The organism is Ancylobacter sp. IITR112 (assembly GCF_041415945.1).
Taxonomy (GTDB): Bacteria; Pseudomonadota; Alphaproteobacteria; order Rhizobiales; family Xanthobacteraceae; genus Ancylobacter.
In genome coordinates this window covers 4,461,036-4,485,289 of the sequence record NZ_JBGCUS010000001.1, presented here as the reverse complement: position 1 = coordinate 4,485,289, position 24,254 = coordinate 4,461,036, and the positions used below count along the sequence as shown (strand labels likewise).

General features: G+C 62.8%; 21 protein-coding genes, 1 tRNA gene and 1 pseudogene. 15 read left to right on the top strand and 8 right to left on the bottom strand.

Going from position 1 to position 24,254, the window contains the following annotated elements; genetic code table 11:
- The first annotated feature begins 69 nt into the window (after positions 1–69).
- The 4 genes from AAC979_RS21220 (at position 70) to AAC979_RS21205 (ending at position 2,657) form a co-directional block, all read left to right on the top strand.
- Positions 70–693 carry a Maf-like protein gene (locus AAC979_RS21220; protein ID WP_371348892.1) on the top strand — a complete coding sequence of 208 codons (624 nt, stop codon included), beginning with the start codon at positions 70–72 and terminating at the stop codon, positions 691–693.
- Positions 690–908: a DNA gyrase inhibitor YacG gene (yacG, locus tag AAC979_RS21215; RefSeq protein ID WP_371348890.1), complete on the top strand. Its 219-nt coding sequence runs from the start codon at positions 690–692 to the stop codon at positions 906–908. Before AAC979_RS21220 ends, yacG begins: the two co-directional genes overlap by 4 nt.
- Before the next feature lie 281 nt (positions 909–1,189).
- Positions 1,190–1,265 (top strand) — tRNA-Phe (locus AAC979_RS21210).
- 156 nt (positions 1,266–1,421) lie between these two features.
- Positions 1,422–2,657, top strand: coding sequence for a tyrosine-type recombinase/integrase (locus tag AAC979_RS21205; protein WP_371348889.1), 1,236 nt, complete (start codon positions 1,422–1,424; stop codon positions 2,655–2,657).
- 707 nt (positions 2,658–3,364) lie between these two features.
- On the opposite strand, the gene AAC979_RS21200 is transcribed toward AAC979_RS21205, so the two are convergent.
- The gene (locus AAC979_RS21200) at positions 3,365–3,817 is read right to left on the bottom strand and encodes a very short patch repair endonuclease (protein ID WP_371348888.1); all 453 of its coding nucleotides are present in this window, start codon (positions 3,815–3,817) and stop codon (positions 3,365–3,367) included.
- Positions 3,818–3,884: 67 nt separating this feature from the next.
- Between AAC979_RS21200 and AAC979_RS21195 the strand changes: the two genes are divergently transcribed.
- The 5 genes from AAC979_RS21195 (at position 3,885) to AAC979_RS21175 (ending at position 12,761) form a co-directional block, all read left to right on the top strand.
- Positions 3,885–5,438: a DNA cytosine methyltransferase gene (locus tag AAC979_RS21195; protein WP_371348887.1), complete on the top strand. Its 1,554-nt coding sequence runs from the start codon at positions 3,885–3,887 to the stop codon at positions 5,436–5,438.
- 73 nt (positions 5,439–5,511) lie between these two features.
- Entirely contained in the window at positions 5,512–7,005 is a 1,494-nt protein-coding gene (locus AAC979_RS21190; protein ID WP_371348885.1) for an ATP-binding protein, read from the top strand.
- Positions 7,002–9,737, top strand: a complete 2,736-nt coding sequence (locus tag AAC979_RS21185) for a Z1 domain-containing protein (protein WP_371348884.1) — start codon at positions 7,002–7,004, stop codon at positions 9,735–9,737. Before AAC979_RS21190 ends, AAC979_RS21185 begins: the two co-directional genes overlap by 4 nt.
- Positions 9,724–10,698, top strand: coding sequence for a PD-(D/E)XK motif protein (locus AAC979_RS21180; RefSeq protein WP_371348883.1), 975 nt, complete (start codon positions 9,724–9,726; stop codon positions 10,696–10,698). The genes AAC979_RS21185 and AAC979_RS21180 overlap by 14 nt, the downstream gene beginning before the upstream one ends.
- On the top strand, positions 10,695–12,761 hold the full coding sequence (locus AAC979_RS21175; protein ID WP_371348882.1) for an AIPR family protein: 2,067 nt from the start codon (positions 10,695–10,697) through the stop codon (positions 12,759–12,761). Before AAC979_RS21180 ends, AAC979_RS21175 begins: the two co-directional genes overlap by 4 nt.
- Before the next feature lie 16 nt (positions 12,762–12,777).
- Here the strand turns inward: AAC979_RS21175 and AAC979_RS21170 are convergent, their stop codons facing one another.
- A complete protein-coding gene (locus tag AAC979_RS21170) occupies positions 12,778–12,921 on the bottom strand; it encodes a hypothetical protein (protein WP_371348881.1) in 144 nt (47 codons plus the stop codon).
- Positions 12,922–13,179: 258 nt separating this feature from the next.
- On the opposite strand from AAC979_RS21170, the pseudogene AAC979_RS21165 reads away from it, so the two are divergent.
- A pseudogene (locus AAC979_RS21165) lies at positions 13,180–13,356 on the top strand (restriction endonuclease); the annotation flags it as partial.
- Here the strand turns inward: AAC979_RS21165 and AAC979_RS21160 are convergent.
- The 3 genes from AAC979_RS21160 to AAC979_RS21150 all read right to left on the bottom strand — a co-directional run bounded on the left by AAC979_RS21160 (position 13,346) and on the right by AAC979_RS21150 (position 15,214).
- Complete coding sequence (locus tag AAC979_RS21160) at positions 13,346–13,702, bottom strand: hypothetical protein (protein ID WP_371348880.1); 357 nt, start codon at positions 13,700–13,702, stop codon at positions 13,346–13,348. The pseudogene AAC979_RS21165 and the gene AAC979_RS21160 sit on opposite strands and share 11 nt — an antisense overlap.
- Positions 13,699–14,810 (bottom strand): IS3 family transposase gene (locus tag AAC979_RS21155; RefSeq protein ID WP_371346076.1). Its coding sequence is split into 2 segments (ribosomal slippage): positions 13,699–14,555 and positions 14,555–14,810, totalling 1,113 coding nucleotides; the frame shifts between segments, so codons are not numbered across the junction. The genes AAC979_RS21160 and AAC979_RS21155 overlap by 4 nt, the downstream gene beginning before the upstream one ends.
- Positions 14,811–14,833: 23 nt before the next feature.
- On the bottom strand, positions 14,834–15,214 hold the full coding sequence (locus tag AAC979_RS21150; RefSeq protein ID WP_371348878.1) for a hypothetical protein: 381 nt from the start codon (positions 15,212–15,214) through the stop codon (positions 14,834–14,836).
- A gap of 106 nt (positions 15,215–15,320) precedes the next feature.
- Here AAC979_RS21150 and AAC979_RS21145 point away from each other — a divergent pair, with 106 nt between their 5' ends.
- Both AAC979_RS21145 and AAC979_RS21140 read left to right on the top strand, forming a co-directional pair.
- Positions 15,321–15,602 (top strand): multiprotein-bridging factor 1 family protein, encoded by a 282-nt coding sequence (locus AAC979_RS21145; RefSeq protein ID WP_371348877.1) that lies wholly within the window; start codon positions 15,321–15,323, stop codon positions 15,600–15,602.
- A gap of 815 nt (positions 15,603–16,417) precedes the next feature.
- Entirely contained in the window at positions 16,418–18,316 is a 1,899-nt protein-coding gene (locus AAC979_RS21140) for a DUF3363 domain-containing protein (RefSeq protein WP_371348876.1), read from the top strand.
- 580 nt (positions 18,317–18,896) lie between these two features.
- Here AAC979_RS21140 and AAC979_RS21135 read toward each other — a convergent pair.
- From AAC979_RS21135 to AAC979_RS21125, 3 genes are all read right to left on the bottom strand, one after another.
- Positions 18,897–19,226 (bottom strand): tyrosine-type recombinase/integrase, encoded by a 330-nt coding sequence (locus AAC979_RS21135; RefSeq protein WP_371349116.1) that lies wholly within the window; start codon positions 19,224–19,226, stop codon positions 18,897–18,899.
- A gap of 60 nt (positions 19,227–19,286) precedes the next feature.
- Positions 19,287–19,898: a hypothetical protein gene (locus tag AAC979_RS21130; RefSeq protein ID WP_371348874.1), complete on the bottom strand. Its 612-nt coding sequence runs from the start codon at positions 19,896–19,898 to the stop codon at positions 19,287–19,289.
- A gap of 83 nt (positions 19,899–19,981) precedes the next feature.
- Positions 19,982–20,176: a hypothetical protein gene (locus AAC979_RS21125; protein WP_371348873.1), complete on the bottom strand. Its 195-nt coding sequence runs from the start codon at positions 20,174–20,176 to the stop codon at positions 19,982–19,984.
- A gap of 222 nt (positions 20,177–20,398) precedes the next feature.
- On the opposite strand from AAC979_RS21125, the gene kdpF reads away from it, so the two are divergent.
- The 3 genes from kdpF to kdpB are packed head-to-tail and all read left to right on the top strand — an operon-like array spanning position 20,399 to position 24,242.
- A complete protein-coding gene (kdpF, locus tag AAC979_RS21120; protein WP_371348871.1) occupies positions 20,399–20,488 on the top strand; it encodes a K(+)-transporting ATPase subunit F in 90 nt (29 codons plus the stop codon).
- An 11-nt stretch (positions 20,489–20,499) separates the two neighbouring features.
- Positions 20,500–22,191, top strand: a complete 1,692-nt coding sequence (gene kdpA / locus AAC979_RS21115) for a potassium-transporting ATPase subunit KdpA (protein WP_371348870.1) — start codon at positions 20,500–20,502, stop codon at positions 22,189–22,191.
- An 8-nt stretch (positions 22,192–22,199) separates the two neighbouring features.
- Positions 22,200–24,242, top strand: a complete 2,043-nt coding sequence (gene kdpB / locus AAC979_RS21110) for a potassium-transporting ATPase subunit KdpB (RefSeq protein ID WP_371348868.1) — start codon at positions 22,200–22,202, stop codon at positions 24,240–24,242.
- The last annotated feature ends 12 nt before the right edge of the window (positions 24,243–24,254 follow it).

Sequence of the window (24,254 nt, the reverse complement as noted above, 5' to 3'; positions counted from 1 at the left end):
TTTCACCGCACATGCTCTAGCTTGCCGGCCGATTGCCCCGCCGGCCCGCCGGCGCAAAGGAGTGACCGCGTGAGCGCCCGCCCGACACTGGTGCTGGCCTCGGGTTCGCCGCGCCGCCTGGCGCTGCTGGCCCAGGCCGGAATCGAACCCGATGCCTTGCTGCCGGCCGATATTGACGAGACGCCCGAGCGCGGCGAGCTTCCCCGCCGGCTGGCGCTGCGGCTGGCGCGCGAGAAGCTGGACGCCGCCGATGCGCGCCGCCGCGCCATGGGCCAGCATGAGGGCGCCTTCCTGCTCGCCGCCGACACGGTGGTGGCGGTGGGGCGCCGCATCCTGCCCAAGCCGGACATTGCCGAAGAGGCGGCGGACTGCCTGCGCCTGCTCTCGGGCCGCGCCCACCGCGTCTATACCGGCATCGCGCTGATGACGCCCAAGGGCGGCGTGCGCACGCGGCTGGTCGAGACGCGGGTGCGCTTCAAGCGCCTCTCGCGCGAGGAGATGGACGCCTATCTCGCCGCGCGCGAATGGGAAGGCAAGGCCGGCGGCTATGCCATTCAGGGCCTTGCCGGCGTGTTCGTGGTCAAGCTGGTCGGTTCCTACACCAATGTGGTCGGCCTGCCGCTGGCGGAAACCGTGGCGCTTCTCGGCGGCGAGCGCTTCCCGGTGCACAAGCGCTGGGGCCACCCGGAATGAGCGCCGACACGCCCGCCGGCGCGCCGGGCGGCAAGCCGTGCCCGATCTGCGGCAAGCCGATGGCAACGAAATATCGCCCCTTCTGCTCCGCCCGCTGCGCCGATATCGACCTCAACCGCTGGCTCACCGGCGTCTACGCGATCCCGGTGACGGAGAATGACGACGAGGATGGCGAGGAGCCTTCCCTCGCCCCGAAGCCGCCACGCGAAGGCTGAGCGCGCGCGAAGTATCGCCCCGAACCTTCCGCCCCCGCGTGGACGGCGGAACAGGCGCCACGGCAGCCGCGCCGGCAAGGCCGCCCGGCGGGTACCGAACCCCGCAGCCGGATCGCCGACGCGCCGGCCGGCTAGGCGCCAGGATCGCGCGGCGGGCGCCGGCCACGCCCGGAGCCGCGCCTGGGGAAAGGCTGCATTTCCGTTTCATGACATATGGACAGGGCGCGAGCGAGACTCTATAACCCGCCCGCTCCGCACGGCTTGAAGCCGTTGCCGGCTACGCCCAGGTAGCTCAGTTGGTAGAGCATGCGACTGAAAATCGCAGTGTCGGCGGTTCGACTCCGTCCCTGGGCACCACTCCTCCCCGCCGGGGGTAACCGGAAGTGCGCTAAACTACTATAATCAAAGAATTTTTGGCGATCATCGCATTGGCGCGCATCGCCGCGCCTGTTGGCATTTTGGAACGTTTGTTGGCATCGTTCGGTACCAACTCACAGACCGGGTACCAACAAAATGCCCCTGTCAGATGCCGCCGTCCGCAATGCCAAACCGAGCGCGAAGCCGCGCAAGCTCTCCGATGGCGGAGGATTGCACCTCCTCGTCACGCCAACCGGCAGTCGCCACTGGCGCCTTCAGTATCGCTTTGAAGGCAAGCAGAAGATGGTGACCTTCGGATCCTATCCCGTCGTCTCCCTTACCGAGGCTAGGGAGAGGCGGGACGCAGCCAAAAGATTGCTGGCGCAGGGACAGGACCCCAGGGTTCAGGCCCGATTGACGAAGCTCACCAAAAGCATCGTCGATGCGAACACCTTCAACATGGTTGCAGACGAATATCTCGCCAAAATGACTCGAGAGCGCAGAGCCGACGCGACGATGGAGAAGACGCGCTGGCTCCTCGATCTGGCACGCGTCGACATCGGTGAGCGGCCAATTGCCGACATAAAGCCCATAGAGGTCTTGGCTGTGCTGCGCAAAGTCGAGCTGCGAGGCCGTTATGAAACGGCGCGTAGGCTCCGCAGCACGATGGGTACCGTGTTTCGCTATGCCATCGCTACTGTGAGGGCTGAACACGATCCCACATATGCCTTACGCGGAGCTCTCACGACGCGCACGGTTAAGCCGAGAGCTGCCATTACGGATGCGAAGGCGTTTGGAGGACTGCTTCGGGCCATCGATGGTTTCGATGGCCAGCCCGTCACGCTCGCGGCCCTTCGATTAATGGCCCTGCTTTTCCCCCGCCCCGGTGAGCTACGACTCGCGGAATGGCGCGAGTTCAACCTTGAGAAGGCTGAATGGGTTCTGCCCGCCAGCCGCACAAAAATGCGCCGGCCGCACCGGTCACCGCTGCCTACTCAGGCCGTCGCGATTCTGCGTGATCTTCGTCAGTTCACCGGAACCCGCGAGCTCGCACTACCGTCCGTTAGCGCACCGCGTCGACCGATGTCTGAGAACACGCTGAATGCCGCCTTGCGCCGATTGGGTTACGGCAAGGACGAGGTGACGGCCCATGGATTTCGAGCCACTGCTTCGACGCTCCTCAATGAGAGCGGCCTTTGGCATGCCGACGCGATCGAAAGGCAGCTCGGCCATGTGGAAAATAATGATGTACGGCGGGCTTACGCTCGCGGCGAACACTGGGAGGAACGTATCCGCATGATGCAATGGTGGGCCGATCGTATCGACGAGATGCGATTGGACATCGATAGGAAACTTAGAGCGGCAGTCGACACTCAGGGAGAGGACACTTGAGCCTCGTCCATAACGAGCGGACCAAGCTGCTGGCGAATGCGCTTGATCGGGCCTCGACAGCATGTCTCACGGTTGGCGTGTTGGGGCCGTCCGCCGCCGCACTATATGGAATTAGCGGAGGAGCATCGATCATCGTTCCCCTGATAGCGATCGGCAGCTTGTTTTGGTTGGCGGCCTCCGCGGTGCTACATTGGCTTGCGAGGCTCGTTCTTGGGAGGCTCAGATGACTGCTCTATGGCTATACGCTTACGTGGTGCTCCCGCTCATTGTCGTGGCAATGGGCTATGCTGCTGTGCGTTTGACTGAGAGGACACCTCTTCGCCCAAGCGAGTGAGGCCGATTCGGTGTGCCCTGCTGGAGCGCAAAAGTTGCATTCGACTCACTCTTGCTCCGCCATTACCTGCAAATGCAGCGTCTCCCAGCGCACGGTGCGGCAGAAGAAAGCGCAACGTTCCAAAGGCTATGCAGGTTCGATCTCTGCACTGCGCTGCCCGTTTTTCTCTCCCGACCTGTGGACTGAAGCCCGCACGATGCGGCCGGACACCCTATGTATTTTAAGGGGGTAGACAAATGACTCTGACCGTCGAGTTTGTTCTTCCAATGGTCAGGAATTGATCATTGACGGCGTAGGGTAGCTCTGACTTGCCGGGGGAGTACCTGAAACTGATTGGGAGCAGGCAGGCTGTCTCCTTTCCTTGAGAGCAAGGTCATGCTGTGGCTCCGATCTCGATCTGGCTTTCGGTCCCTAGCAGCCATTCCTCGAACGTCCTGACAGCGTTGTTCATGCTCTCAGGCTTCCGAAAGGCGCACTCCCATACTGTCGCGACGCGCCAACCGTCTTGGAGGAGTCTTGTGCGAACGGCGCTGTCTCGAGCGGCGTTCGCATCGAACTTCGCCCGCCAGAACTCCGGCCGGGTTGCCGGTACGGTCGCGTAGCTGCACCCCTCGTGTTGGTGCCAGAAGCAGCCGTGCACGAAGACCGCAGCGCGGTGCTTCGGAAGGACAAGGTCCGGTCGACCGTGAACCTTGCCAGAATGAAGCCGAAAGCGGAAGCCGCGCGCGTGCAATGCCCGCCTGAGAGCCAGCTCGGGCTTGGTGTTCTTTCCCCTGATCCCCGACATCATCCGGGAACGGGTCTGCTGATCCACGATATCGGTCACATCCGTCCTGGTTTTCGTCCTTGGACCTAGTATACACCGGCTGAATGAAGTTCGTCAGGAGCCTAATTTGCCTTCCACTTTCGGCATTGTCGATTTGTTCGCCGGCCCGGGCGGACTTGGCGAGGGGTTCGCTTCCCTCATCGAGGAGGGCCATACGCCGTTCCGGATCGGCATTTCGGTCGAGAAGGAGGCATCGGCCCATCGGACCCTGACGCTTCGTGCGTTTTTGCGTGAATACATGGCGCATCACGGCACCTTGCCTGATCAGTTCATAAATTTTCATGCAGGACTTGAGGCCGAACCAGACTGGTCAGTCGTCGACGCTCAGGCGTGGAAGCGTGCCGTCGACGAAGCACGTGCGTTTGAACTTGGAACCGATGTCGCCGCGTCCGAAATCGACCGCGCCATCGAGAACCTAAAGGCCGGATACGACGATACGATCCTGATCGGCGGCCCCCCCTGCCAGGCCTATTCCTTGGTCGGGCGAGCTCGGTCGAAGGGCAAAGTCGGCTATGTTCCCGAGAAAGACGCACGACACTACCTCTTCCGCGAATACATCCGGGTGCTGGACACGCTTCGCCCAGCGGCCTTCGTCATGGAAAACGTCAAGGGCATGCTGTCCTCGACGGTCGAGAGTCGGCTGGTCTTCGAGATGCTGATGGAAGACCTGTCCTCCCTCGGTACGGGGCGAGACCATCATTACGAATTGCGCGCCATCCGGGTCGAAGGCGGCAAGGCCAGTCTGCAGGAAGCGACACAGCCTTCCGACTTCATCGTACGCTCCGAGGCATTCGGAGTTCCGCAACGACGCCACAGGGTGATCATTATCGGCATCCGGTCCGATCTTGCAGCAAGGGCGGCAGATGCTGAGATCGCCGTCTCATCGGAGGCCAGGACGGTCAACGATGCCATAGGGAACATGCCCTCCCTGCGGAGCGGCATCAGCAGAGGGCTCGACGACGCCATGTTGTGGCGTCGTGAGGTCATCGATGCGGCAAAGCTGCTGGCCGGCATCTGCAAGGAGAAGGATGACCGCGCGCTTAGCGAAGCCTTCCGTTCTGTCTCACGGGGCATGCAGGAGGCCTCCCCAGAAGTTCGTGCTGCCTCGTGGCTTCCTGACTGCTACGCAACGTCGAGCGACGAGTTGCTGCAATGGCTGGAACGGCCGGGACTGCTCGCGATCGCCCAGCACGAGACGCGCGGTCACATGGCGTCTGATCTCGGCCGCTATCTCTTCGCCGCGGTCTTCGGTAACGTACATGGTTACAGCCCGAAGGCCGCCGACTTCCCGCTCGCACTCAGCCCCGATCACCGCAACTGGCACAGCGGTGCCTTCAACGACCGCTTCCGGGTTCAATTGGCGGATGAGGCATCCACGACGGTGACGAGCCACATTTCCAAGGACGGGCACTATTTCATCCATCCGGACCCGTTACAGTGCCGGAGCCTGACGGTGCGCGAGGCAGCGAGGTTGCAGACCTTTCCGGACGACTACCTTTTTCTAGGCAATCGGACACAACAATACGTCCAGATCGGGAACGCCGTACCGCCGCTTCTGGCGCGTCAGATCGCAGCGTTAATTCATGCGTCTCTGACAAATCCTGACACCCCAAAAGTCTGATGTACTTCACTTCGCTTGTAACGACGATCCGTTCGCGCCAGAGTAGATCTCGGTCATTCAGCCATTGGTTCGCATGCAAGAAATTGTTGTTTCAAGACGGGCAGATGCCACTCCTCACGCCACAGCATTGATCGAGGGGCTGAGGGACATCGGCTATTCGCTCGAAACGGCCATTTCGGACATCATCGACAATTCGATTACCGCGGGCGCACATCGGATCCATATCGTCACCGAGACCTATTCCGATGAGCCCTACATTGCGATCATCGACGATGGCGAGGGGATGTCCGAGGAAGAACTGATCGCCGCAATGCGACCCGGGAGCAGGAACCCGCTGGCCACGCGTGATGAACCGGACCTCGGTCGGTTCGGCCTCGGCCTCAAGAGCGCCAGCTTCTCCCAGTGCCGTCGGCTCACGGTCGTGTCTCGTCGTTCAGGGCGAACCAGTGCAGCTATTTGGGATCTGGATGATGTGGCCGAGCGAAACGAGTGGGCAGTGCAATTGCCCGATCATTTCGACCTCATCCCGAGCATCGACACGTTGGGGGAGAAAGGCACACTCGTCCTCTGGCAGAAGCTCGACCGACTTACCGACGGCTACTCCCACAATGCCGCCAAGCGCGCGGAAGTCATCAACCAGAGGATCGCGGAAACAGAGCGACATCTGCGCCTCGTGTTTCATCGATTCATGGAGGATGCCAAGCCGTTGCGAATTCTCCTGAACGCTCGGCTACTTCGCCCCCTTGATCCGTTCGCTCGAAAGAACCCCGCCACGATTTCAGACCCGGAAGAAAAACTGACGCTGCTCAGAGGCGATGTGGAGATACAAAGCTTCACGATTCCCCATCACAAGCAGATGTCCAAGACGGACTGGGAGGACACCGGCGGGCCGGAAGGTCATCTGAAATCGCAGGGCTTCTATCTCTATCGCGGCAAGCGCCTGATCCTGCACGGCACTTGGTTCGGTCTGTGTCGCCAATCGGAACTCACAAAGCTGTCCCGTGTCAGGGTCGACATTCCCAATAGCATGGACGCGGACTGGAAGATCGACGTCAAGAAATCCTCGGCACAGCTTCCGGCAGTCGTGCGCGATCGTCTGAAAAGAGTCATCGAGCGCATCCTCGCCGGTTCGAAACGCACCTACAGCAAGCGGGGCCAGAAGCTCGTCGATCATGAACGTCTTCCCATTTGGCACCGGATTCAGGCAGACGGGCAGATACGCTACCGCCCAAACATCGAACATCCCGCGTTTGCCGATTTCGCCGAAAGCCTGCCGCCGGACCTCAGGCGCGGCTTCGTCAACTGCATTGCTTTGGTCGGGGCGTCATTGCCCATCGAAACGTTGCATGCCGACATGGCAGGCACGGCCGAGCAGATCGTCCCGGATCGGGTGGACGAAGACACGCTTACCCAAGCCGTGAAGGCAACCCTCCACGTCCTATTGGGCGCGCGCAAGAGCATCCAGGAAATCAAGTCGCTGATGAAGGATGTTGATCCGTTCAGATCGGCCTGGGAAGATACGGAGCGCATTATTGCGGCGACGATCGAGACGAAGGAAGACAAGTGAAGCAGATCCTGAGCAGCCTCGAGGGCATGACGTCCATGTACATGGCGTCGCAGACCGGCCCCCATACGGCCCAGTCGATCCGGGAGATCATCGCCCAGCTGCGTGTCATGCCGATGTTCAAGGGGCAGGTCGAAGATAATGACGCAGAGGAACTCGCACGCCTGATCGAGGAGAAATACGGCATCAGTATGGGCTTCGGCGCCATCGTCGATGCTGAGGACTTCCGCCCCTGGCTGCATGACGCCCGGATCAACGGCGAGATCAGAGACTTCTACTGGGGCAGGTACCGCAAGCTCCTGAACCTGAAAGGACTGCCGAAATCGGTGATCGACGCGACGGACGAGGTGACGGATCGTGTGCTGGATCGTCTGGGCGATCCGCGCAATCTGAGCCGCTGGAGCCGCCGCGGCATGGTCGTGGGCCATGTGCAAAGCGGCAAGACGGCTAACTACACCGGATTGATCTGCAAGGCTGCGGATGCGGGTTATCGCCTGATCGTCGTGATTGCGGGCATCCACAACAACCTGCGCAACCAGACCCAAGCCCGCATCGACGAGGGCTTCATCGGCCGGGATACTGGGCGGTTGGCCCATGCCAACAAGGCGCAACGCCAGAAGATCATCGGTGTCGGCCAGTTCGATCAGCGCGAGTTTCCGGTCTCCCTTACCAACACGCTGCGCGACTTCAACAAGGCCACGGCCACCACGAACACCAGTCAGATCGGGCAATACAACGTGCCCGTAGTTCTGGTGATCAAGAAGAATTCTAGCACGTTGAAGAACCTTCTGGAATGGCTGAAGGAACATTCCGTCCACCAAGGCACGCAGATGGTCAGCCAGCCCATGCTGCTGATCGACGACGAGGCCGACAATGCCTCGATCAACACGGCTTATGCGCGTGATGAAGTGACCCGCATCAATGGCCAGATCCGCGAGCTGCTCTCGCTGTTCCACCGTAGTTGCTACGTCGGCTACACGGCCACGCCGTTCGCCAACATCTTCATCGATCCGGATACCGACGACGAGACGCTGAATCAGGATCTTTTCCCGCGGCATTTCATCATCGGGCTCGACGCGCCGTCGAACTATTTCGGTGCGCAGAAGGTGTTCCTCGATGCCCGCGAACGGCATGTCCGCCTGATCGACGATAACGAGGACATCCTTCCGATGAAGCACAAGATCGACCATCCGGTCGATGTGCTGCCGGAAAGCCTCATCCGTGCCGTGCGCGCATTCATCGTCGCGCGGGCCATCCGGAATGCCCGGGGCCAGCAGGCTGCGCATGCTTCGATGCTGATCAACGCCTCACGCTTCACTGATGTGCAGGGGCGGTTGCGGTCTCGGGTGGCTGATGTGATCGACAGGATACGGGCGGCGGTCGCGGTCGATGGGTCCAAGGGCAAGGCGGCGCTGCGCAACCCAGAGATTGCGGCCCTGCATGCGGTCTGGGAGTCCGAGTTTGCCGAGGCAAAGGGCGCGGACTGGCCCACCGCCCAGGCTCGCCTGCATGAGGTTCTGGTTGCCGCGCGGGTTGTCGAGGTCAACGCATCAAAGCGGTCGCAGCCGCTCGACTATGACCAGGCCGGTGAACATGGCGTGACGGTGATTGCCGTCGGCGGGTTCTCCCTCTCGCGCGGGCTGACGCTGGAAGGGCTGACTATCAGCTACTTCCTGCGGAACTCCATGATGTATGACACCCTGATGCAGATGGGCCGGTGGTTCGGCTACAGGCCCGGGTACGAGGACCTATGCCGGATCTGGATCCTCGCCGATGGTGTTGGCTGGTATGCCCATATTCACGAGGCAATGGACGACCTGCAGACCCAGCTGAAGCGCATGGAACTGGCCAAGGCCACGCCCGAGCAGTTCGGTCTGGCCGTCCGCAGCCATCCGGAATCGCTGATCGTGACGGCGCGGAACAAGATGGGCACCGGGCGCGAGTTCCCGATGAAGGTCGGCCTCGCAGGCAAGCTGGTCGAAACGACACGCATCCGCACGGACCGCGAACAGCTGGACCGCAACCGACAGGCCGGGGAGGCGTTGGCGGCAGCAGTCAAGGCCAGTGGTCTGCCGCCGCAACACCCTTCCCGCGGAACCCTCTTTAGTGGCGTCTCGGTCGATCTGATCCGCGATTTCCTGCGTGCCTTCCGCGCCGATGCCTCTGATCCGCTCACCGATCCGAGGCTGATGTCGGACTACATCGACGCGCGCGCCGACACCGAGCTCAGGGAATGGGACGTGCTCTTCGCCAGCGCACAAAAGGCACACGCGACATCCGCCAACCTGTCCCGGATCGACATGCGGGCTTTCGGTCGATCGGTAGGTGAGCCGGATCTGCGCCAGGGTGTCCTCGCAATCAGTGGCACCAGCAGACGTGTCGGGTCGCCCGGCGACGAGCGTGTCGGGCTGACCAAGGAACAGATCGATGCGGCCACCAATGCCTTTCGCGAAGAACGGATTCGGGACGGAAAGCCCGTTCCGGAAACCCTTCCGCCCCGCATCTTCTGCGAGGTCAAGGGGCGCCGCCCGTTGATCATCGTCCGGTTCGTCGAACCCGTGGTTCCCGCAGAGCTGAAGGCGAAATCGCCAGATCTAGTCTTGGCATGGAGCATCTGCTTCCCGCCGTCCGAGGTTCAGGGCGGCACCGTGGAATACATCGTCAACACCATCCGGATGCGCGAGATGTTCGGCGAGGAAGAGATCGAGGAGGAGGCGCTCGGTGATACAGACTGACACGCCGTGGTCCGGCCTCGAGGCGGGGAAAGTGGACACGCGCCGGGTTTTGGCGTCGGCACGTTGGAACTGGTTCTGGGCGGTCATGCCGCGCGCCGATGTCGCGCTCGTGCTTCAACTGGCCGACCTGCCGAAACCGACCCCGGACCTGCCAACGCTCCGTAACCTCGAAATACGGTTCCAGACTTTGCCCGGTGGACCGATCCTGTACATCCGGCTCAAGGACAGCGCGCAACTCGAACTGTTCGAGACCCTCTGCCGCGATGTGATGGCGGCTGGCGAGCTTGCCGAAACGGAGGCCGAGGCTCTCGAACGCGCTATCGGCCGCACTTTCCGCTGGCACTATCTGCTGCGTGGCGGAAAGCTCGAGGTCTTGTCGGAAGAATCCCAGAAGGGTTTGATCGGCGAGATCGAGGTGCTGAAGCTCCTAATGCCGACGCTTGGTGCCAAGCCGACGTTGACCGCCTGGACGGGCCCTTCCGGCGCACCAAAGGATTTCGAACTGAAGGCCGACTGCATCGAGGTCAAGGCAAGGCGCGGGGCCTCGCAGCCCTTCGTGAAGATCACGAACGAGTTCCAACTGGCTGATGTGCCGGATCGGCGCCTTTGGCTGGCGGTGCTGGCCGTCGACAAGGTGCAGCCGCCGCACGGGCGCACTCTGACCGAGTATGTGTCGGAAGTCACAGAGCTTCTGGAACAGACCGAGCCTTCGGCAATCATGGACTGGGATCTGCACTTGGCCGACGCCGGATTTGACATCCTTCACGACTATTCGACTTGGCGCTGGATCGTGTCGTCCCCCGACTTCTATGCGGTGACCAAGGACTTCCCGCGGCTCGCCGCACCCGTGCCACTCGGACGGTCCTCGGTTTCCTATGCTCTCGCACTTTCTGCCTGCACCCCATTCCGGACGGATTGGGGCGCGGTGCGGGAAAAGCTGAACGAAGCAGAACAGCCATGAGCGAACTCTACGAATATCACCAGAACCTGATGGCCGATATCCGCCGCGAAGCGGACGCCAGCGGCGTCTTCCCCGTGGAGGCATTCTTCGACCGGATGACCGAGCGGTTGACCGAGGCCGGGGAACTGGAAGTCGCTGATCGCGCATATTACCAAAGCGGTGAAGGTGCTCAGAGACTGCGGATTGACGGCTATGCGGGTGACCCGCGCGATAGCGACGGTGTGCTGGGGCTGATCATCTGCGACTTTGCCGACAACGACACCGTCCAGACCTTTGGCAAGGGAGATGTGCCCCCGATCCTTAACCCGCTGATCCGTTTTCTGAAGAAGGCGAAGACCGAGGAGTTTCGGGAATCGCTGAACGAGGCCAACCCCGCCTTTCAGGTCTCGGACTTGATCATCACGACTTGGTCGCAGGTCACAAAGGTCAAATTGATCCTCATTTCCAACCGGCAGTACATCGGCCGCGACGATACGGTGAAATTGGCGGACATCGGTGAGGTGCCGATTACGTGGTCGGTTTGGGATCTGGCACGTTTCGAGAGGTTCGACCGCTCGGGACATGCTCGCGAGGACATGGTCATCGACTTTGCCAAGGATTTCGGGGCGCCCCTTCCGGCACTCAAGGCGTCACAATCTGGTGCTGCCCTCGAAAGCTACCTGCTGATCGTTCCTGGGGAGCAATTGGCTGCGATTTATGACAAATGGGGTGCCCGGCTTCTCGAAGCCAATGTCCGGTCTTTCCTTCAGGCGAGGGCCAAGACCAACAAGGGCATCCAGAAGACCGTCAAGGAGGAACCTGAGCTCTTCTTTCCTTACAACAACGGGCTGTCCGCCACCGCTGATGCCGTGTCATGCGTGCGGACGGATGAAGGTCTTGCCATTTCCGCTATCAGCAATCTGCAGATTGTCAATGGCGCCCAGACAACCGGGTCAATCCACGCCGGGCTGAAGTCCGCAAAGGAACAGCTCCCGAAAGTATTCGTGCAGATGAAATTGACCGTCGTTTCCCCCGACGGGTCTGAGGACATCGTGCCAAAGATCTCGGAGTACGCGAACACCCAGAACAAGGTGAACGCTGCCGATTTCTTCTCGAACCATCCTTTCCACATACGGATGGAGCAATTCTCGCGCAACGTCCTCTTCCCGGCGCGTGCTGGCGAGCGTCACGACACGAAATGGTTCTACGAGCGTTCGCGCGGGCAGTTCATCAATGCCCGCGCCAAGCTAAAACCAGCCCAGCTGAAGAAGTTCGATCTTGAGTTCCCGAAAGCGCAGCTCTTCAGCAAGACCGATCTCGCCAAGTTCGAATTTTCGGCAGTCGGCCAGCCGCACACCGTTTCGCGTGGCGCGCAGAAGAACTTCGCGGAATTCGCCAAGGACATCGGCGAAGCATGGTCCAGGAGCGACGTCCGGTATGACGAGCTCTGGTACAAGCGGCTGATCTCAAAGGCGATCGTGTTTCGCTGGCTCGAGACCGAGGTTCCAAAGCAGCCGTGGTACGAGGGTGGCTATCGCGCCAATATCGTCACCTACGCCATGGCCAAGGTGTTCCACGATGCCAATGGCGAGAAGCAGGTCCTCGACTTGGACGCGATCTGGCGGCGGCAGTCTGTTCCCGATGCCCTCCAGCGAGCGCTACTTCTGGCAGCCGCGGAGGCACACGACGTCATCACCCACCCTCCGGCCGGTGTCCGCAACATGTCGGAATGGGCGAAGCAGCAGGCCTGCTGGAACGGGACGAAAGGTCGAACGCTGAACTATGACGATGACTTCGAGACCTGCCTGACCCTCGTGGATACCGCCAAGGCGGCAAAGCGCGACGAGAAGGCAAAGAAGGCAATGACAGAGGGCATCAATGCCCAATCAGAGGTTGTGACTTTGGGCAACGAGTTCTGGAAAGAGGTCTTGGCTTGGGGGCGCGAACGGAAACGTCTCACGCCTAAGGACATGCAGATCCTCGAAGTCTGCGCATCTATGCCGCGCCGAATTCCCTCTGAACTGCAAGCCCGCCATGCCCTCGATGCTCTCGGGCGCATGAGAGATCAAGGTCTGGCGATTTAGACCCGTTTCGCGCCTACTATCGATCCGAAATGGGCTGCTGTGCCTTCACCAGCGTCACACCCTGCTTCTCGTTACCGTCAAGGATCGCCTCGACGACCTTTAGCGCGATCAGCGTGAGCCGCAGGACGTGGGCGAGGCAGGAAGAGCGAAACCCTCGCATGCGGCAGGTTCTGCAGCGATGGAGAAGCGCCGGAACTGACCAACTTTTCCAGCGAAAGTTGCACGCGATCCCTCAACCGAAGGTGTTGTCGGGGAGCGCAGGTAGTTCTATTCCCTATAATAGTTATATCTCTCACTGCTCTGCCCCCGCGTCGTCCACGAGCGCTCTCCTCTGCCGTTCCCAATCCGCCGGAAACGGCGCCAGAAGGTCGTCCAATTGCAATCTCTGCGGTTGCCGCCCGTCGAGAATGTTCGACCGGGGCTGCTCAGTCTGATGGACGATCTCGACGTGCTGATCTCCCGGCACGCCAACGATCCCGATGGAGTGCGCGCCTTCATCAATCGGAGCGGACGCGCAATTGCCCCGCAACGGGCGTTCGAGCGTCCGCATCCCCACTTCCTCCGCTGGCATCGGGAGCGCTGCTTCAAACAGTGAGGCCGATAGCATCGTGACGCTGCAGTTGCGTAAGGCGTGCAACATCCCTGCGGATGCGCCGCAGTTCGGGCCACGGGAAATGCCGCCCCTCGGCGCCATCCGCCCCAACGGCGATCAGCACGTCGAGCTTTGCGGAGAGGCCGCGCAGAGACGTCGCGTCTGCTGCAAAGAGCATCGCAATCAGTCGCTCTTCATCGGCGGAAGCCGCCTCCTCTTGCTGCCGAGCGACGGAGTAGCCGATGGCGCGATCCGCGTCGTCCCAACGCTGCTGATGTGTGCGCAGCACTGCGGCGACTTCGGCGCGCCGCGTGCAAAGTGACGTTGCCCCCTGAATGCCCTCGTTCATAACCAGAATCCGTTCTGGTTGTGGTCCTGCCTGGACCGGGCTGCGAACTCGTTTGGGGTAAGGCCGCCGAGGCTCGTGTGAGGCCGGTGGCCGTTGTAGTCGATCCGCCAAGCTTCGATGATCCGACGTGCCATCGGCAAGCCCTGGAACAGGTGCTCGTTCAGACATTCGTCGCGGAAGCGGCCGTTCAGGCTCTCGACGAAGGCGTTCTGAACCGGCTTGCCGGGAGCGATGTAGTGCCACTCGACACCTGTGTCCTGCTGCCAACGCAGGACCGCGTGCGAGGTCAGTTCGGTGCCGTTGTCGCTGACGACCATGAGCGGCTTGCCACGACGTTGGATGATGGCGTCCAGCTCCCGTACGACCCGGTGGCTCGACAGCGACGTGTCGGCCACGAGCGCCAGGCACTCCCGGGTGAAGTCGTCGACGATCACCAGCACGCGGAACCGGCGTCCGTCCGCGAGCACATCGGAGACGAAGTCCAGGCTCCATCGCTGGTTGGGTGCCTGCGGCAAGGTCATCGGCGCTCGCGTGCCAAGCGCTCGCTTGCGTCCGCCGCGACGGCGCACCGACAGCCGCTCCTCGCGGTAGAGCCTGAAGAGCTTCTTGTGGTTGATCTCCTTGCCCTCTCGCCGAAGCAGGATCAGCAGACGCCGATAGCCGAACCGCCGACGCAAGCTCGCCAGCTCACGAAGGCGCTGGCGGAGCGCGGTATCGTCGCCTCGCGTCGAGGCGTAGCGATAGGTCTTCGGCTCGATGCCGATGAGGCCGCACGCACGCCGCTGCGAGTAGCCCTTCTCCTCGATCGCCCAGGTCACGACCTTCCTCCGGGAACTGGGCGTCAGAAGTTTTTTCCAAGAGCCTCGCGGAGAGTGGCTACGTCGAGCATCGACTCGGCCAGAAGCTTCTTCAGCTTCCGGTTTTCCTCCTCGAGCGCCTTAAGGTTGCGGGCGTCGGACACCTCCATCCCGCCGTACTTCGTGCGCCACGTGTAGAAGGTCGCGTCGCTGATCCCGTGCTTCCGGCAGAGGTCCACGACCGGGATTCCGGCCTGGTGCTCCTTCAGGATCCCGATGATCTGTTCCTCGCTGAACCGGCTCTTGCGCATCGTCCGTCTCCTCTCGACGGATCCTAGCTTCTGAGCGGGGTCATTTCAGGGGGCAACGTCAAAAGCGACGGCACATTGGCCGCAAGCCCATCGAACTGCCGAAGCGAGCTTATGCGCACCGGTGATGGCAATTCGGCTGCAGCCAGAACCGCCTGCGGAAAGCCGATCATCCGCGCGAGTTCGGACTCCAGACGTTGCTGTTTCCGGCACAGGGCGAGCGTCCGCCGATGCGCGGCGCGCCACGCCTTCCATGCAAGGACAGCCGCATCCGCTGCGCCGCCATCCTGCGGCGCGGCTGCAGCCGAACTGTTGAAGGAGGTGCCGCCAACCGTCAACAGGGCGGCAGAGAGGACGTCCCTTCGGGATGGTCGGGACAGACTCGTGCTAATCTCAGAATCAGCCATGATCCGAGCTCCAAGCAGCTTGGGTTGTGGTCAGGCCGGGCTGAGTGTTACCGCACTTGGCCCGGCCGTCGAAACGATAGAAATAATATCAAATAGGGCCTGACTCGTGTCAACTCAGGATGAAGAAACGGGACCTGAGCTCATCACGACGCGACAAGTGAAAGCGGCCCGAGCGCTGTTGGATTGGTCGCAGGCCGACTTGGCGAGAGCGGCAGATGTGTCCGAACCGACGCTCGCACGATTGGAAGCTGAAGACGGGACATTAGGCGGACGTCGAAGGACGAACGACAAGCTCCGCAGCGCCCTGGAGCGCGCCGGCATTGAGTTCATTTCCGAGTCCGACGGCGGGATAGGTGTCCGCTTTCGTAAGCCGTCAACGTCAAACTGACGCTGCATCAGCCGCAGCAGACGCGTGAATAAACTGCAGGATCAGCGCAGCTCGACGGCAGGTTCGTTGCAGCGTTTCGGCACGGCAACGGACGCTGATTGGTATCTTAAGTGCACGTTTGACGGCAACGCGACTGCGGCCTAATCGGCCTTTGACCGCCAACTCGCGGCATCAATATTCACCCCTACTAGGTCGGCTGTATCAGCTGCGACGGCATTAGCGCGTGATAGGTTGATTAGGGCGATCGCCAACGTTGCTCGGTTGCTTCTTCGTAGTATATTTGACGTGTATATTTCGTTTAGGTGAGCCTTGGAAATGAAGAAGGAATTGAGGGCAAGATAAAGCGGATTTTCAATCCGCCGGGGCTATACCCCTAATGTTTTGTCTGCACGTTGCTTTCCGTTCCGGAAAACGGACTTAGGAGTTTTATTGGAAGGTGCGGATTTGCGCAGATGTCGTTCAAGCGATTGATAGAGTTTTGATTTTCGTGCGCACGCACAACCTGCGCTTTGCCGGGCCTGCGCCAGAGACGACGTTTTCACGCTATACTTTGATCGTTTGATTTTCGACTTGCGGGAGGCGTTTGCGCGGCCAAACCTACGGTCATGACACACCGCGACGAGAACGATTTCCGCATCAAGCCAGACCGTCCGCGAAGCCGGGGCACGCGGCTGAAGACGCACGAACTGCCCTTCGTTCGACAGGCCCTAATCGCCGCTCGCAATGCCGGCGGTGGCGCCGGGAGCGGTAGTGGCTTTGCCGGAGAGGCGGGCAGCAGCGGCCGATTCAATGCGCGGGGTCGCGGCGCCAAGGTGATGGCGTCGTTGCCGCGTGACAGTGGTGGGTGGCAGAGCGGTTCGTCCGGCCGGTTCCGTTCTCGCCGCGTTGTGGTCAAGGCGCGGGTGGTGAGGCTTGCCGGGAGGGAGAAGGGTGGACGCGGCCCGAAGATGCGCGGTGCGGTGTCGGTCAACGCGGTCGTTGCGCATCTGCGCTACCTCGAACGTGACGGCGTGACCCGCGACGGCGAGAAGGGCCATGCCTATTCAGCGCTCGGTGATGAGGTCGGCGCTAGGGCCTTTGTGGAGCGGAGTGGTGAGGACCGCCACCAGTTCCGCTTCATCGTCGCGCCAGAGGATGCCGCCGAGCTCGGCGACCTGAAGCGCTTCACGCGTGACCTGATGCGGCACATGGAGAATGACCTCGGGACGAAGCTCGACTGGATCGCTGTCGATCATCACAACACCGGCCATCCCCACAGCCACATCCTCATACGTGGCGTGCTGGATGATGGACGCATCCTCAACATCGCCGGTGACTACATCGCCCATGGCATCCGCCATCGGGCGAGCGAGCTGATGACGCTGGAACTGGGTCCGCAAACCGAGGTCGAGTTGCAGAACAAGCTGCGCCACGAGGTGGACGCGAATCGCCTCACCCGGCTCGACCGGATGATGATCGCCGAGCAGCGTGAACACGGCATCCTTGATCTGCGGCTGGACGCCGGCGAGAGCTATCTCGTGCGCACCAACCGGCATGTTCTCATCGACCGGGTGAAGCGGCTGGAGAACTTCGGCATCGCCGAGGAGATCGAGCCGGGACGCTGGAGCATTGCCGAGCGAGCGGAGAGCACGCTCCGGGCGATGGGCGAGCGCGAGGACATCCTGCGCACCATGCACCGCGCGCTGGCCGATCACGGCCTCACCGAGGAGCGCGGTGCCGAACAGTATGTCACCCATGGCAACCGTATCTCCCATGCCCTTATCGGACGCGTGCTCGACAAGGGATTGGCTGGCGATGAGATGGGCGAGCGGTTCTATCTGGTCATCGATGGGGTGGATGGACGCACCCATCATGTCGAGACCAGCGACGCTTCCCGGCTGGAGGACATCAGGCGCGGCCACATCGTCGCGCTGGACCCGCTGCCGACAAAGTCCGACCCACGTCCGGCAGACCTCAACATCGCCACCATGGCTGAGGCGAACAGTGGCATTTACCGACCCAGCGAGCATCTGGAGCTGGCCCGCCCGGCGATCGAGCAGCAGAGGGGCGATCCGGATGCCTTCATCCGTGCCCATATACGCCGGCTGGAAGCCCTGCGCCGCGCCGGCCATGTCGAGCGCATCGATGCCGATCACTGGAAGATCCCGGACGATCTTCCAGAGCGCGGCATCGCCCATGACGCACGCTCCCAAAGGAACGACTTCGCGGTCCGCACGCTCTCTGCCGTCGAACTCGACCAGCAGGTCGCCAGCGATGGCGCCACCTGGCTCGACCAGGAACTGGCGTCGCGCCAGCGCACCGAATTGTCCGACGCCGGCTTTGGTGGCGAAGTCAGCGCGGCACTGGAGCGCCGCCGCCAGAGCCTTGTCGATCAGGGGCATGCCGTTCGACTGGAGAACGGCAACGTCCGCGCGCCACGTGACATCCTCGCCCGCCTTGAGGCCATCGAAGTGGACCGCGTCGGTCGTGCCATGGCGACGGAACGCGGTCTTGCCTACACCCCGAGCCAGTCGGGCGAGTATGTCTCCGGCCGGCTCGCCGGATCGGTCAATCTGGTCAGCGGGCGTTTCGCCATGATCGACGACGGCCTCGGCTTCCAGCTCGTGCCATGGCAGCCTGTGCTGGAGAAACAGATCGGCCGGCACATCTCCGGTGTCTCTCGCGATGGTGGTGTTGAGTGGAGTCTTGGCCGCAATCGCGGGCTGGGGCTTTAGGTCGGGCTGGCACGCGTTGGCGGCGTCTCCAGATTGGGGTGGCGAGCGGTTGGACGACCGTCCCAATTCACAGGAAAAGAGCTACCGCGAAGAACCAGTAGGCCGGTCCGCCGCGACCGCATCAAGGCTAGCGCTTCGCGCCACCGCTCATGCGGCTCTGGCCTTGACCCAGCCACGGCGGACCGGCAGTGCTGACCATCGCGGAAGGCCGATTATGAGCGGTAACGTCGCTCGTCCTCCTTGCTAGGCTAGCCATGACGCCTCCAGCGTCGCGCTAAACCCGCTACGACAGGGTGTGGGATTAGCCCGCCTTCATTCGGGTTGAAATGAACAAATTGGTTGCGGAAAAATCGTAGTAAAATTGACGTGGCGAACTGAGGCGTATAAAAGAGATGGAAATCGCATCCGGTGCGGTATAGAAGAGTTGGTATTATTGTTGAGTTTATTGTAAAAATATTTTTACGTGTGTTATTTATTTCAAGTGATTATTTTATTACTTTTATTCCGTCCCTGGCACCATCTACCCCCTTGATATCGCTAGACTTTTCAGCGCAAGGGGTGGTGATTTTCAGCCAGTTTGTCATATTTTCTGACCCGGTTTGACAGCCCTTGTTCTGCGGCTGTTCACTTCTTGGCCGAAGCGGCCAGCCACCTCATCCATCTTTTTCGACAGGTCGGAGCCCTGCGCGTACATCTGCGCCATGGCCTCGGTCTTCTGCCCGAGCGCGTCGGCGATGGTGCGCAGGTCGGCCCCGCTCTCGCGCAGAATCGCCGCCACCGTATGCCGCAGGCCGTAGAGCGTCAGCCCCTCGCCGATGGCACCGGCCTTCTCCAGCGTGTGCTGCAGCTTCATCCATGACGAGTTGAAGCCGGAGACGGTCCACGGCCGGCCGCGCGAGTTGGCACACAGGGTGATGGCCGAATGCGTCGGTGCCGCCGCCAGAATCTCGCGCAGCGGGTCGATGACAGGCTAGATGACGCCTTCCTCGGTCTTGGACCGGCTGGTGTTGATCCGGCCGCCGGCATAGGCCGTGCGCGGCAGGGTGAGCGCATCCTTCGGCCCCAGCCCGGTAAACATCATCAGGGCCAGCGCCGGCAGCATATGCGCGGGAGCGGCATCGAGCACCGCGTGGCGCTCCTCGTCAGTCCAGCGGCGATTCTGCTTCGGCAGGCCCTTGGGGCGGCGAATGCTGCGGATGCCCTCCGCCGGGTTGTCCTTCATGTGGCCGCGCTCCTTGCCCCAGGCGAAGAGCAGGGACAGGACGGTCTTGAGATAGTTCGCGAACCAGCGCTTGTGCTTGGCCTCGGTCTTGTCGCGCAGCTTCACCACGAAGGGCGGGGTGAAGCGCGTCAGAGGCGTGTCCTCGATGGGCTTGAGATAGTCGAACACCCGCTGGTAGCCGGACCGCGTCGTGCGGGTCAGGCGCTCAAGGAAATCCTTGCTGCCACGATACTCCTTGATGAGGGCGCCGAGCGTGCCCGGGCGCGTCGTGACAGCGCGCTCCTGCAGGGCCGTGATGCGGGCGCACTCGGCGAAGAATGCGGCGGTGCCGATCGGGGCTTTCACAAGATCAACCGGCATGCGGGAAGCGCGGTGATAGCACCGCATCTTCCCGTGCCGATCAGCGAAGATCTTGAAGCCCTTCACGCGCACCACGGTCATGGCTAGCCCAGCTTTTCGAGAATGGCGTCGTCGCTGTCGGCGGCGCCGGTCTTGAGGCTGTCCACCCACGAATCGAGGTCGCGCACGTCCCACAAGCGCGAGCCGTCGGGATAGGCGACGGCCGGCACGGGGCAGAGCATCTCGAAGCGCGCCGCCGGCAGCCCGCAATAGGCTGCCGCATCGGCCTTCTTGAGCATGCGGTAGGGCTGCACCTGAAGAGAGAGGATCGCCTTACGCGCGCTTTATGCGCTCCCAGCCAATCCACCTAGTCGCTTTATGCGCGTGAGGCGTAGCTCCGGGAGAGTTTGAACCGGAGTTCGTCATGCTCACCGATCTTGCTTTCCTCGCGGGAGGGCTCGCGCTCTTCGCCCTGGCCTCCGCCGCCGTCCGCGCGGCCGACAGGCTCTGAGGGGGCGCATATGACCTTCGATATCGCGCTCGGCCTCGCGACGGCCATTCTCCTCTTCGCCTATCTCATGCTGGCGCTGCTGCGCCCCGAACGGTTCTAGGAGCGCGCGCCATGGACGCCGATCTCCTTCAGTTCGCCCTCTTCGCCGCGCTGCTCGTGGCCATTGCCGTGCCGCTCGGCGCCTATATGGCGGCGACCTTCGCCGGCGAGGTGCAATTTCTCGCCCCCGTCGAGAGGGCGCTCCTCGCCGCCGCCGGCCCGGCCGCCCGCAGCGAACAGCGCTGGACCCGCTACGCGCTCGCGCTGCTGGCGTTCAACGCGGCGGGCTTTGTCGTGCTGTTCCTGATCCTGCTGTTTCAGGGCGGACTGCCGCTGAACCCGCAGGGCTTTGCCGGCCTCTCCGCGCCGCTCGCCTTTAACACCGCCCTGTCCTTCGTCACCAACACCAACTGGCAGTCCTATGGCGGCGAGACGACGCTCTCCAATTTCAGCCAGATGGTGGGGCTGACGACGCAGAACTTCGTCTCCGCCGCGAGCGGCATGGCGGTCGCCGCCGCGGTGGCGCGCGGGCTGGCCGCCCGTCAGGGCACGTCGCTCGGCAATTTCTGGGTCGATCTCACCCGTGCCACGCTCTACATCCTGCTGCCCGGCGCGCTGCTGCTGGCGCTGCTCTTCGCCCTGTCCGGCATGCCGCAGACGCTGGCCGCCTCCCTTGAGGCGACGACGCTGGAAGGCGCGCGCCAGACCATCGCGCTCGGCCCGGTGGCCAGCCAGGTCGCCATCAAGCAGCTCGGCACCAATGGCGGCGGCTTCTTCAACGTGAATTCCGCCCACCCGTTCGAAAATCCGACGGCCTTCACCAATCTGCTCTCGACGCTGGCGATTCTCACCATCCCCGCCGGCTTCTGCTTCACTTATGGCCGCATGGTCGGCGACCGGCGGCAGGGGCGCGCGCTGTTCGCCGCCATGGCGCTTCTGTTCATGCTCGGATTCGCCGCGATCTATGCCGCCGAGCAGGCCGGCAATCCGCTGCAGGCCGGGCTGGTCGAAGCCGGCGCCGGCAATATGGAGGGCAAGGAGGTCCGCTTCGGCATTTTCGGCTCCTCCCTATGGGCGGCGGCGACGACGGCGGCTTCGAACGGTTCGGTCAATGCCATGCATGACAGCTTCACCCCGCTCGGCGGGCTGGTGGCCATGCTGAACATCCAGCTTGGCGAAGTGGTGTTCGGCGGGGTCGGCGTCGGGCTCACCGGCATGCTGCTCTTCGTCATCCTCGCTGTGTTCCTTGCCGGGCTGATGGTCGGCCGCACACCGGAATATCTCGGCAAGAAGATCGAGGCCCGCGAGGTCAAGCTCGCCGCGCTCACCCTCTTCATCATGCCGCTCGGCGTCCTCGTCTTCGCCGCGCTGGCCATCGCCACCGGCGCGGCGCAGAGTTCGGTTCAGGATGCCGGCCCGCATGGCCTGTCCGAACTGCTCTATGCCTATTCCTCCGCCACCGGAAACAACGGCTCGGCCTTTGCCGGCTTCTCCGCCAACACGGCATGGCACAACACGTTTCTCGGCATCGCGATGATGCTCGGGCGCTTCGGCTACATCATCCCCATCCTCGCCATCGCCGGCAGCCTCGCGGCCAAGAAGACCGCGCCGCCTACCGCCGGCACCTTCCCCACCCATGGCGCGCTGTTCGTCGCGCTGCTGATCGCGACGATCCTCATCATCGGCGCGCTCACCTTCCTGCCCGTCCTCGCCCTCGGCCCGCTGGCGGAGCATGTCTCCCTCGTGGCCGGCCGCAGCTTCTGAGAACTGCCATGAGCAAGCACTCATCCCCCTCCTTCGGCCTGTTCGCGCCGGCGATCCTCGCCCCCGCGGTCAAGCAGGCCTTCCGCAAGCTCGACCCGCGCAGCCTGGCGCGCAATCCGGTCATCTTCTCCACCGCGGTGGTGAGCCTTGTCGCCACCGTGCTCGCCCTGCGCGAAGCGCTGGCGGGCGGGGCCAACGCCGCCATCGGCGTCCAGATCGCCATCTGGCTCTGGTTCACCGTGCTGTTCGCCAATTTCGGCGAAGCCGTCGCCGAAGGGCGCGGCAAGGCGCGGGCGGATGCGTTCCGCGCCACCAAATCCTCCGCCCAGGCCAAGGTGCTGGCGGATGCGCGCGACCGCACCGCCTTCCGCGCCCGCGACGTGGAGCGCGTGGAGGTGGGCGAACTCATCCTCGTCGAGGCCGGCGACACGATCCCCACCGATGGCGAGGTGGTGGAAGGCGCCGCCTCGGTGGATGAAAGCGCCATCACCGGCGAAAGCGCGGCGGTGATCCGCGAATCCGGCGGCGACCGTTCCTCCGTCACCGGCGGCACGCGGCTGGTGTCGGACTGGCTGGTGGTGCGCGTCACCGCCAAGCCGGGCGAGACCTTCCTTGACCGGATGATCGCGCTGGTCGAAGGTGCCCGCCGGCAGAAGACGCCGAACGAGATCGCGCTCGACATTCTGCTGGCGGCGCTGACCCTGGTGTTCCTGCTGGTGGTGGTGACACTGCCGGTCTTCGCCTCCTGGTCGGGCACCACCCTGCCGGTGATCTATCTCGTCGCGCTGTTCGTCACCCTCATCCCCACCACCATTGGCGGGCTGCTCTCGGCCATCGGCATTGCCGGCATGGAACGGCTGGTAAAGGCGAATGTGGTGGCCAAATCCGGCCGCGCGGTGGAGGCGGCCGGCGATATCGACGTGCTGCTGCTCGACAAGACCGGCACCATCACCTTCGGCAACCGCATGGCGGATGCGTTCGAGCCGGCGCCGGGCGTCGGCGAACAGGAGCTGGCGCAAGCCGCGCTTCTCGCCTCGCTGGCCGACGACACGCCGGAGGGCAAGTCCATCGTCGACCTCGCCCGGCGCCGCTTCGGCCTCGCCGCGACGCTGGATGCGCGCGCCACCTATGTCCCGTTCAGCGCCCATACCCGCATATCCGGCGTCGATCTTCCCGACGGCGCCTCCATCCGCAAGGGTGCGTCCGACGCCATGGCCGTGCTGTCCGGTGCGCCGCTGAGCCATGCCGTCGACCAGATCGTCAAGCGCATCGGCGCCTCCGGCGGCACGCCGCTGGTGGTGACGCAGGACCGGCGCGTGCTCGGCGTCATCCATCTGAAGGACGTGGTGAAGCCTGCCATTCGCGAGCGCTTCGCCGAATTGCGGCGCATGGGCATCCGAACCGTGATGATCACCGGCGACAACCCGCTCACCGCCGCCGCCATCGCCGCCGAGGCGGGGGTGGACGATTTCCTCGCCGAGGCGACGCCGGAGAAGAAGCTGGAACTGATCCGCCACGAACAGTCGGAAGGCCGGCTGGTCGCCATGTGCGGCGACGGCTCCAACGACGCGCCGGCGCTGGCGCAGGCCGATGTCGGCGTCGCCATGAACACCGGCACCCCGGCGGCGAAGGAGGCGGGCAACCTCATCGACCTTGACAGCGACCCGACCAAGCTCATCGAGATCGTACTGGTGGGCAAGCAGTTGCTGATCTCGCGCGGCGCGCTCACCACCTTCTCGGTCGCCAATGACGTGGCGAAATACTTCGCCATCCTGCCGGCGCTGTTCGTGGCGGCCTATCCCGGCCTCGGCGTGCTGGATGTGATGGGACTGGGCACCCCGCAATCGGCCATCCTCTCCGCCGTCATCTTCAACGCGCTGGTCATCGTCGCGCTGATTCCCATCGCGCTGAAGGGTGTCGCCTACACGCCCGCCTCCGCCTCCGCCCTGCTCGGCCGCAACCTGCTCATCTATGGGCTCGGCGGGCTCATCGTTCCCTTCCTCGGCATCAAGGCCATCGACCTTGTCGTCGATCTGCTGCATCTCGCCTGAGAGGATCCGGAT

Excerpts from the sequence above, each read along its gene's own strand:
- AAC979_RS21175 (WP_371348882.1), top strand. The coding sequence starts at position 10,695 with ATGAGCGAACTCTACGAATATCACCAGAACCTGATGGCCGATATCCGC.
- AAC979_RS21190 (WP_371348885.1), top strand. The coding sequence starts at position 5,512 with ATGCAAGAAATTGTTGTTTCAAGACGGGCAGATGCCACTCCTCACGCC.
- AAC979_RS21160 (WP_371348880.1), bottom strand. The coding sequence starts at position 13,702 with ATGAACGAGGGCATTCAGGGGGCAACGTCACTTTGCACGCGGCGCGCC.
- AAC979_RS21205 (WP_371348889.1), top strand. The coding sequence starts at position 1,422 with ATGCCCCTGTCAGATGCCGCCGTCCGCAATGCCAAACCGAGCGCGAAG.
- AAC979_RS21150 (WP_371348878.1), bottom strand. The coding sequence starts at position 15,214 with ATGGCTGATTCTGAGATTAGCACGAGTCTGTCCCGACCATCCCGAAGG.
- AAC979_RS21130 (WP_371348874.1), bottom strand. The coding sequence starts at position 19,898 with ATGCCGGTTGATCTTGTGAAAGCCCCGATCGGCACCGCCGCATTCTTC.
- kdpA (WP_371348870.1), top strand. The coding sequence starts at position 20,500 with ATGGACGCCGATCTCCTTCAGTTCGCCCTCTTCGCCGCGCTGCTCGTG.
- kdpF (WP_371348871.1), top strand. The coding sequence starts at position 20,399 with ATGACCTTCGATATCGCGCTCGGCCTCGCGACGGCCATTCTCCTCTTC.
- AAC979_RS21140 (WP_371348876.1), top strand. The coding sequence starts at position 16,418 with ATGGCGTCGTTGCCGCGTGACAGTGGTGGGTGGCAGAGCGGTTCGTCC.
- AAC979_RS21170 (WP_371348881.1), bottom strand. The coding sequence starts at position 12,921 with ATGCGAGGGTTTCGCTCTTCCTGCCTCGCCCACGTCCTGCGGCTCACG.
- AAC979_RS21125 (WP_371348873.1), bottom strand. The coding sequence starts at position 20,176 with ATGCTCAAGAAGGCCGATGCGGCAGCCTATTGCGGGCTGCCGGCGGCG.
- yacG (WP_371348890.1), top strand. The coding sequence starts at position 690 with ATGAGCGCCGACACGCCCGCCGGCGCGCCGGGCGGCAAGCCGTGCCCG.
- kdpB (WP_371348868.1), top strand. The coding sequence starts at position 22,200 with ATGAGCAAGCACTCATCCCCCTCCTTCGGCCTGTTCGCGCCGGCGATC.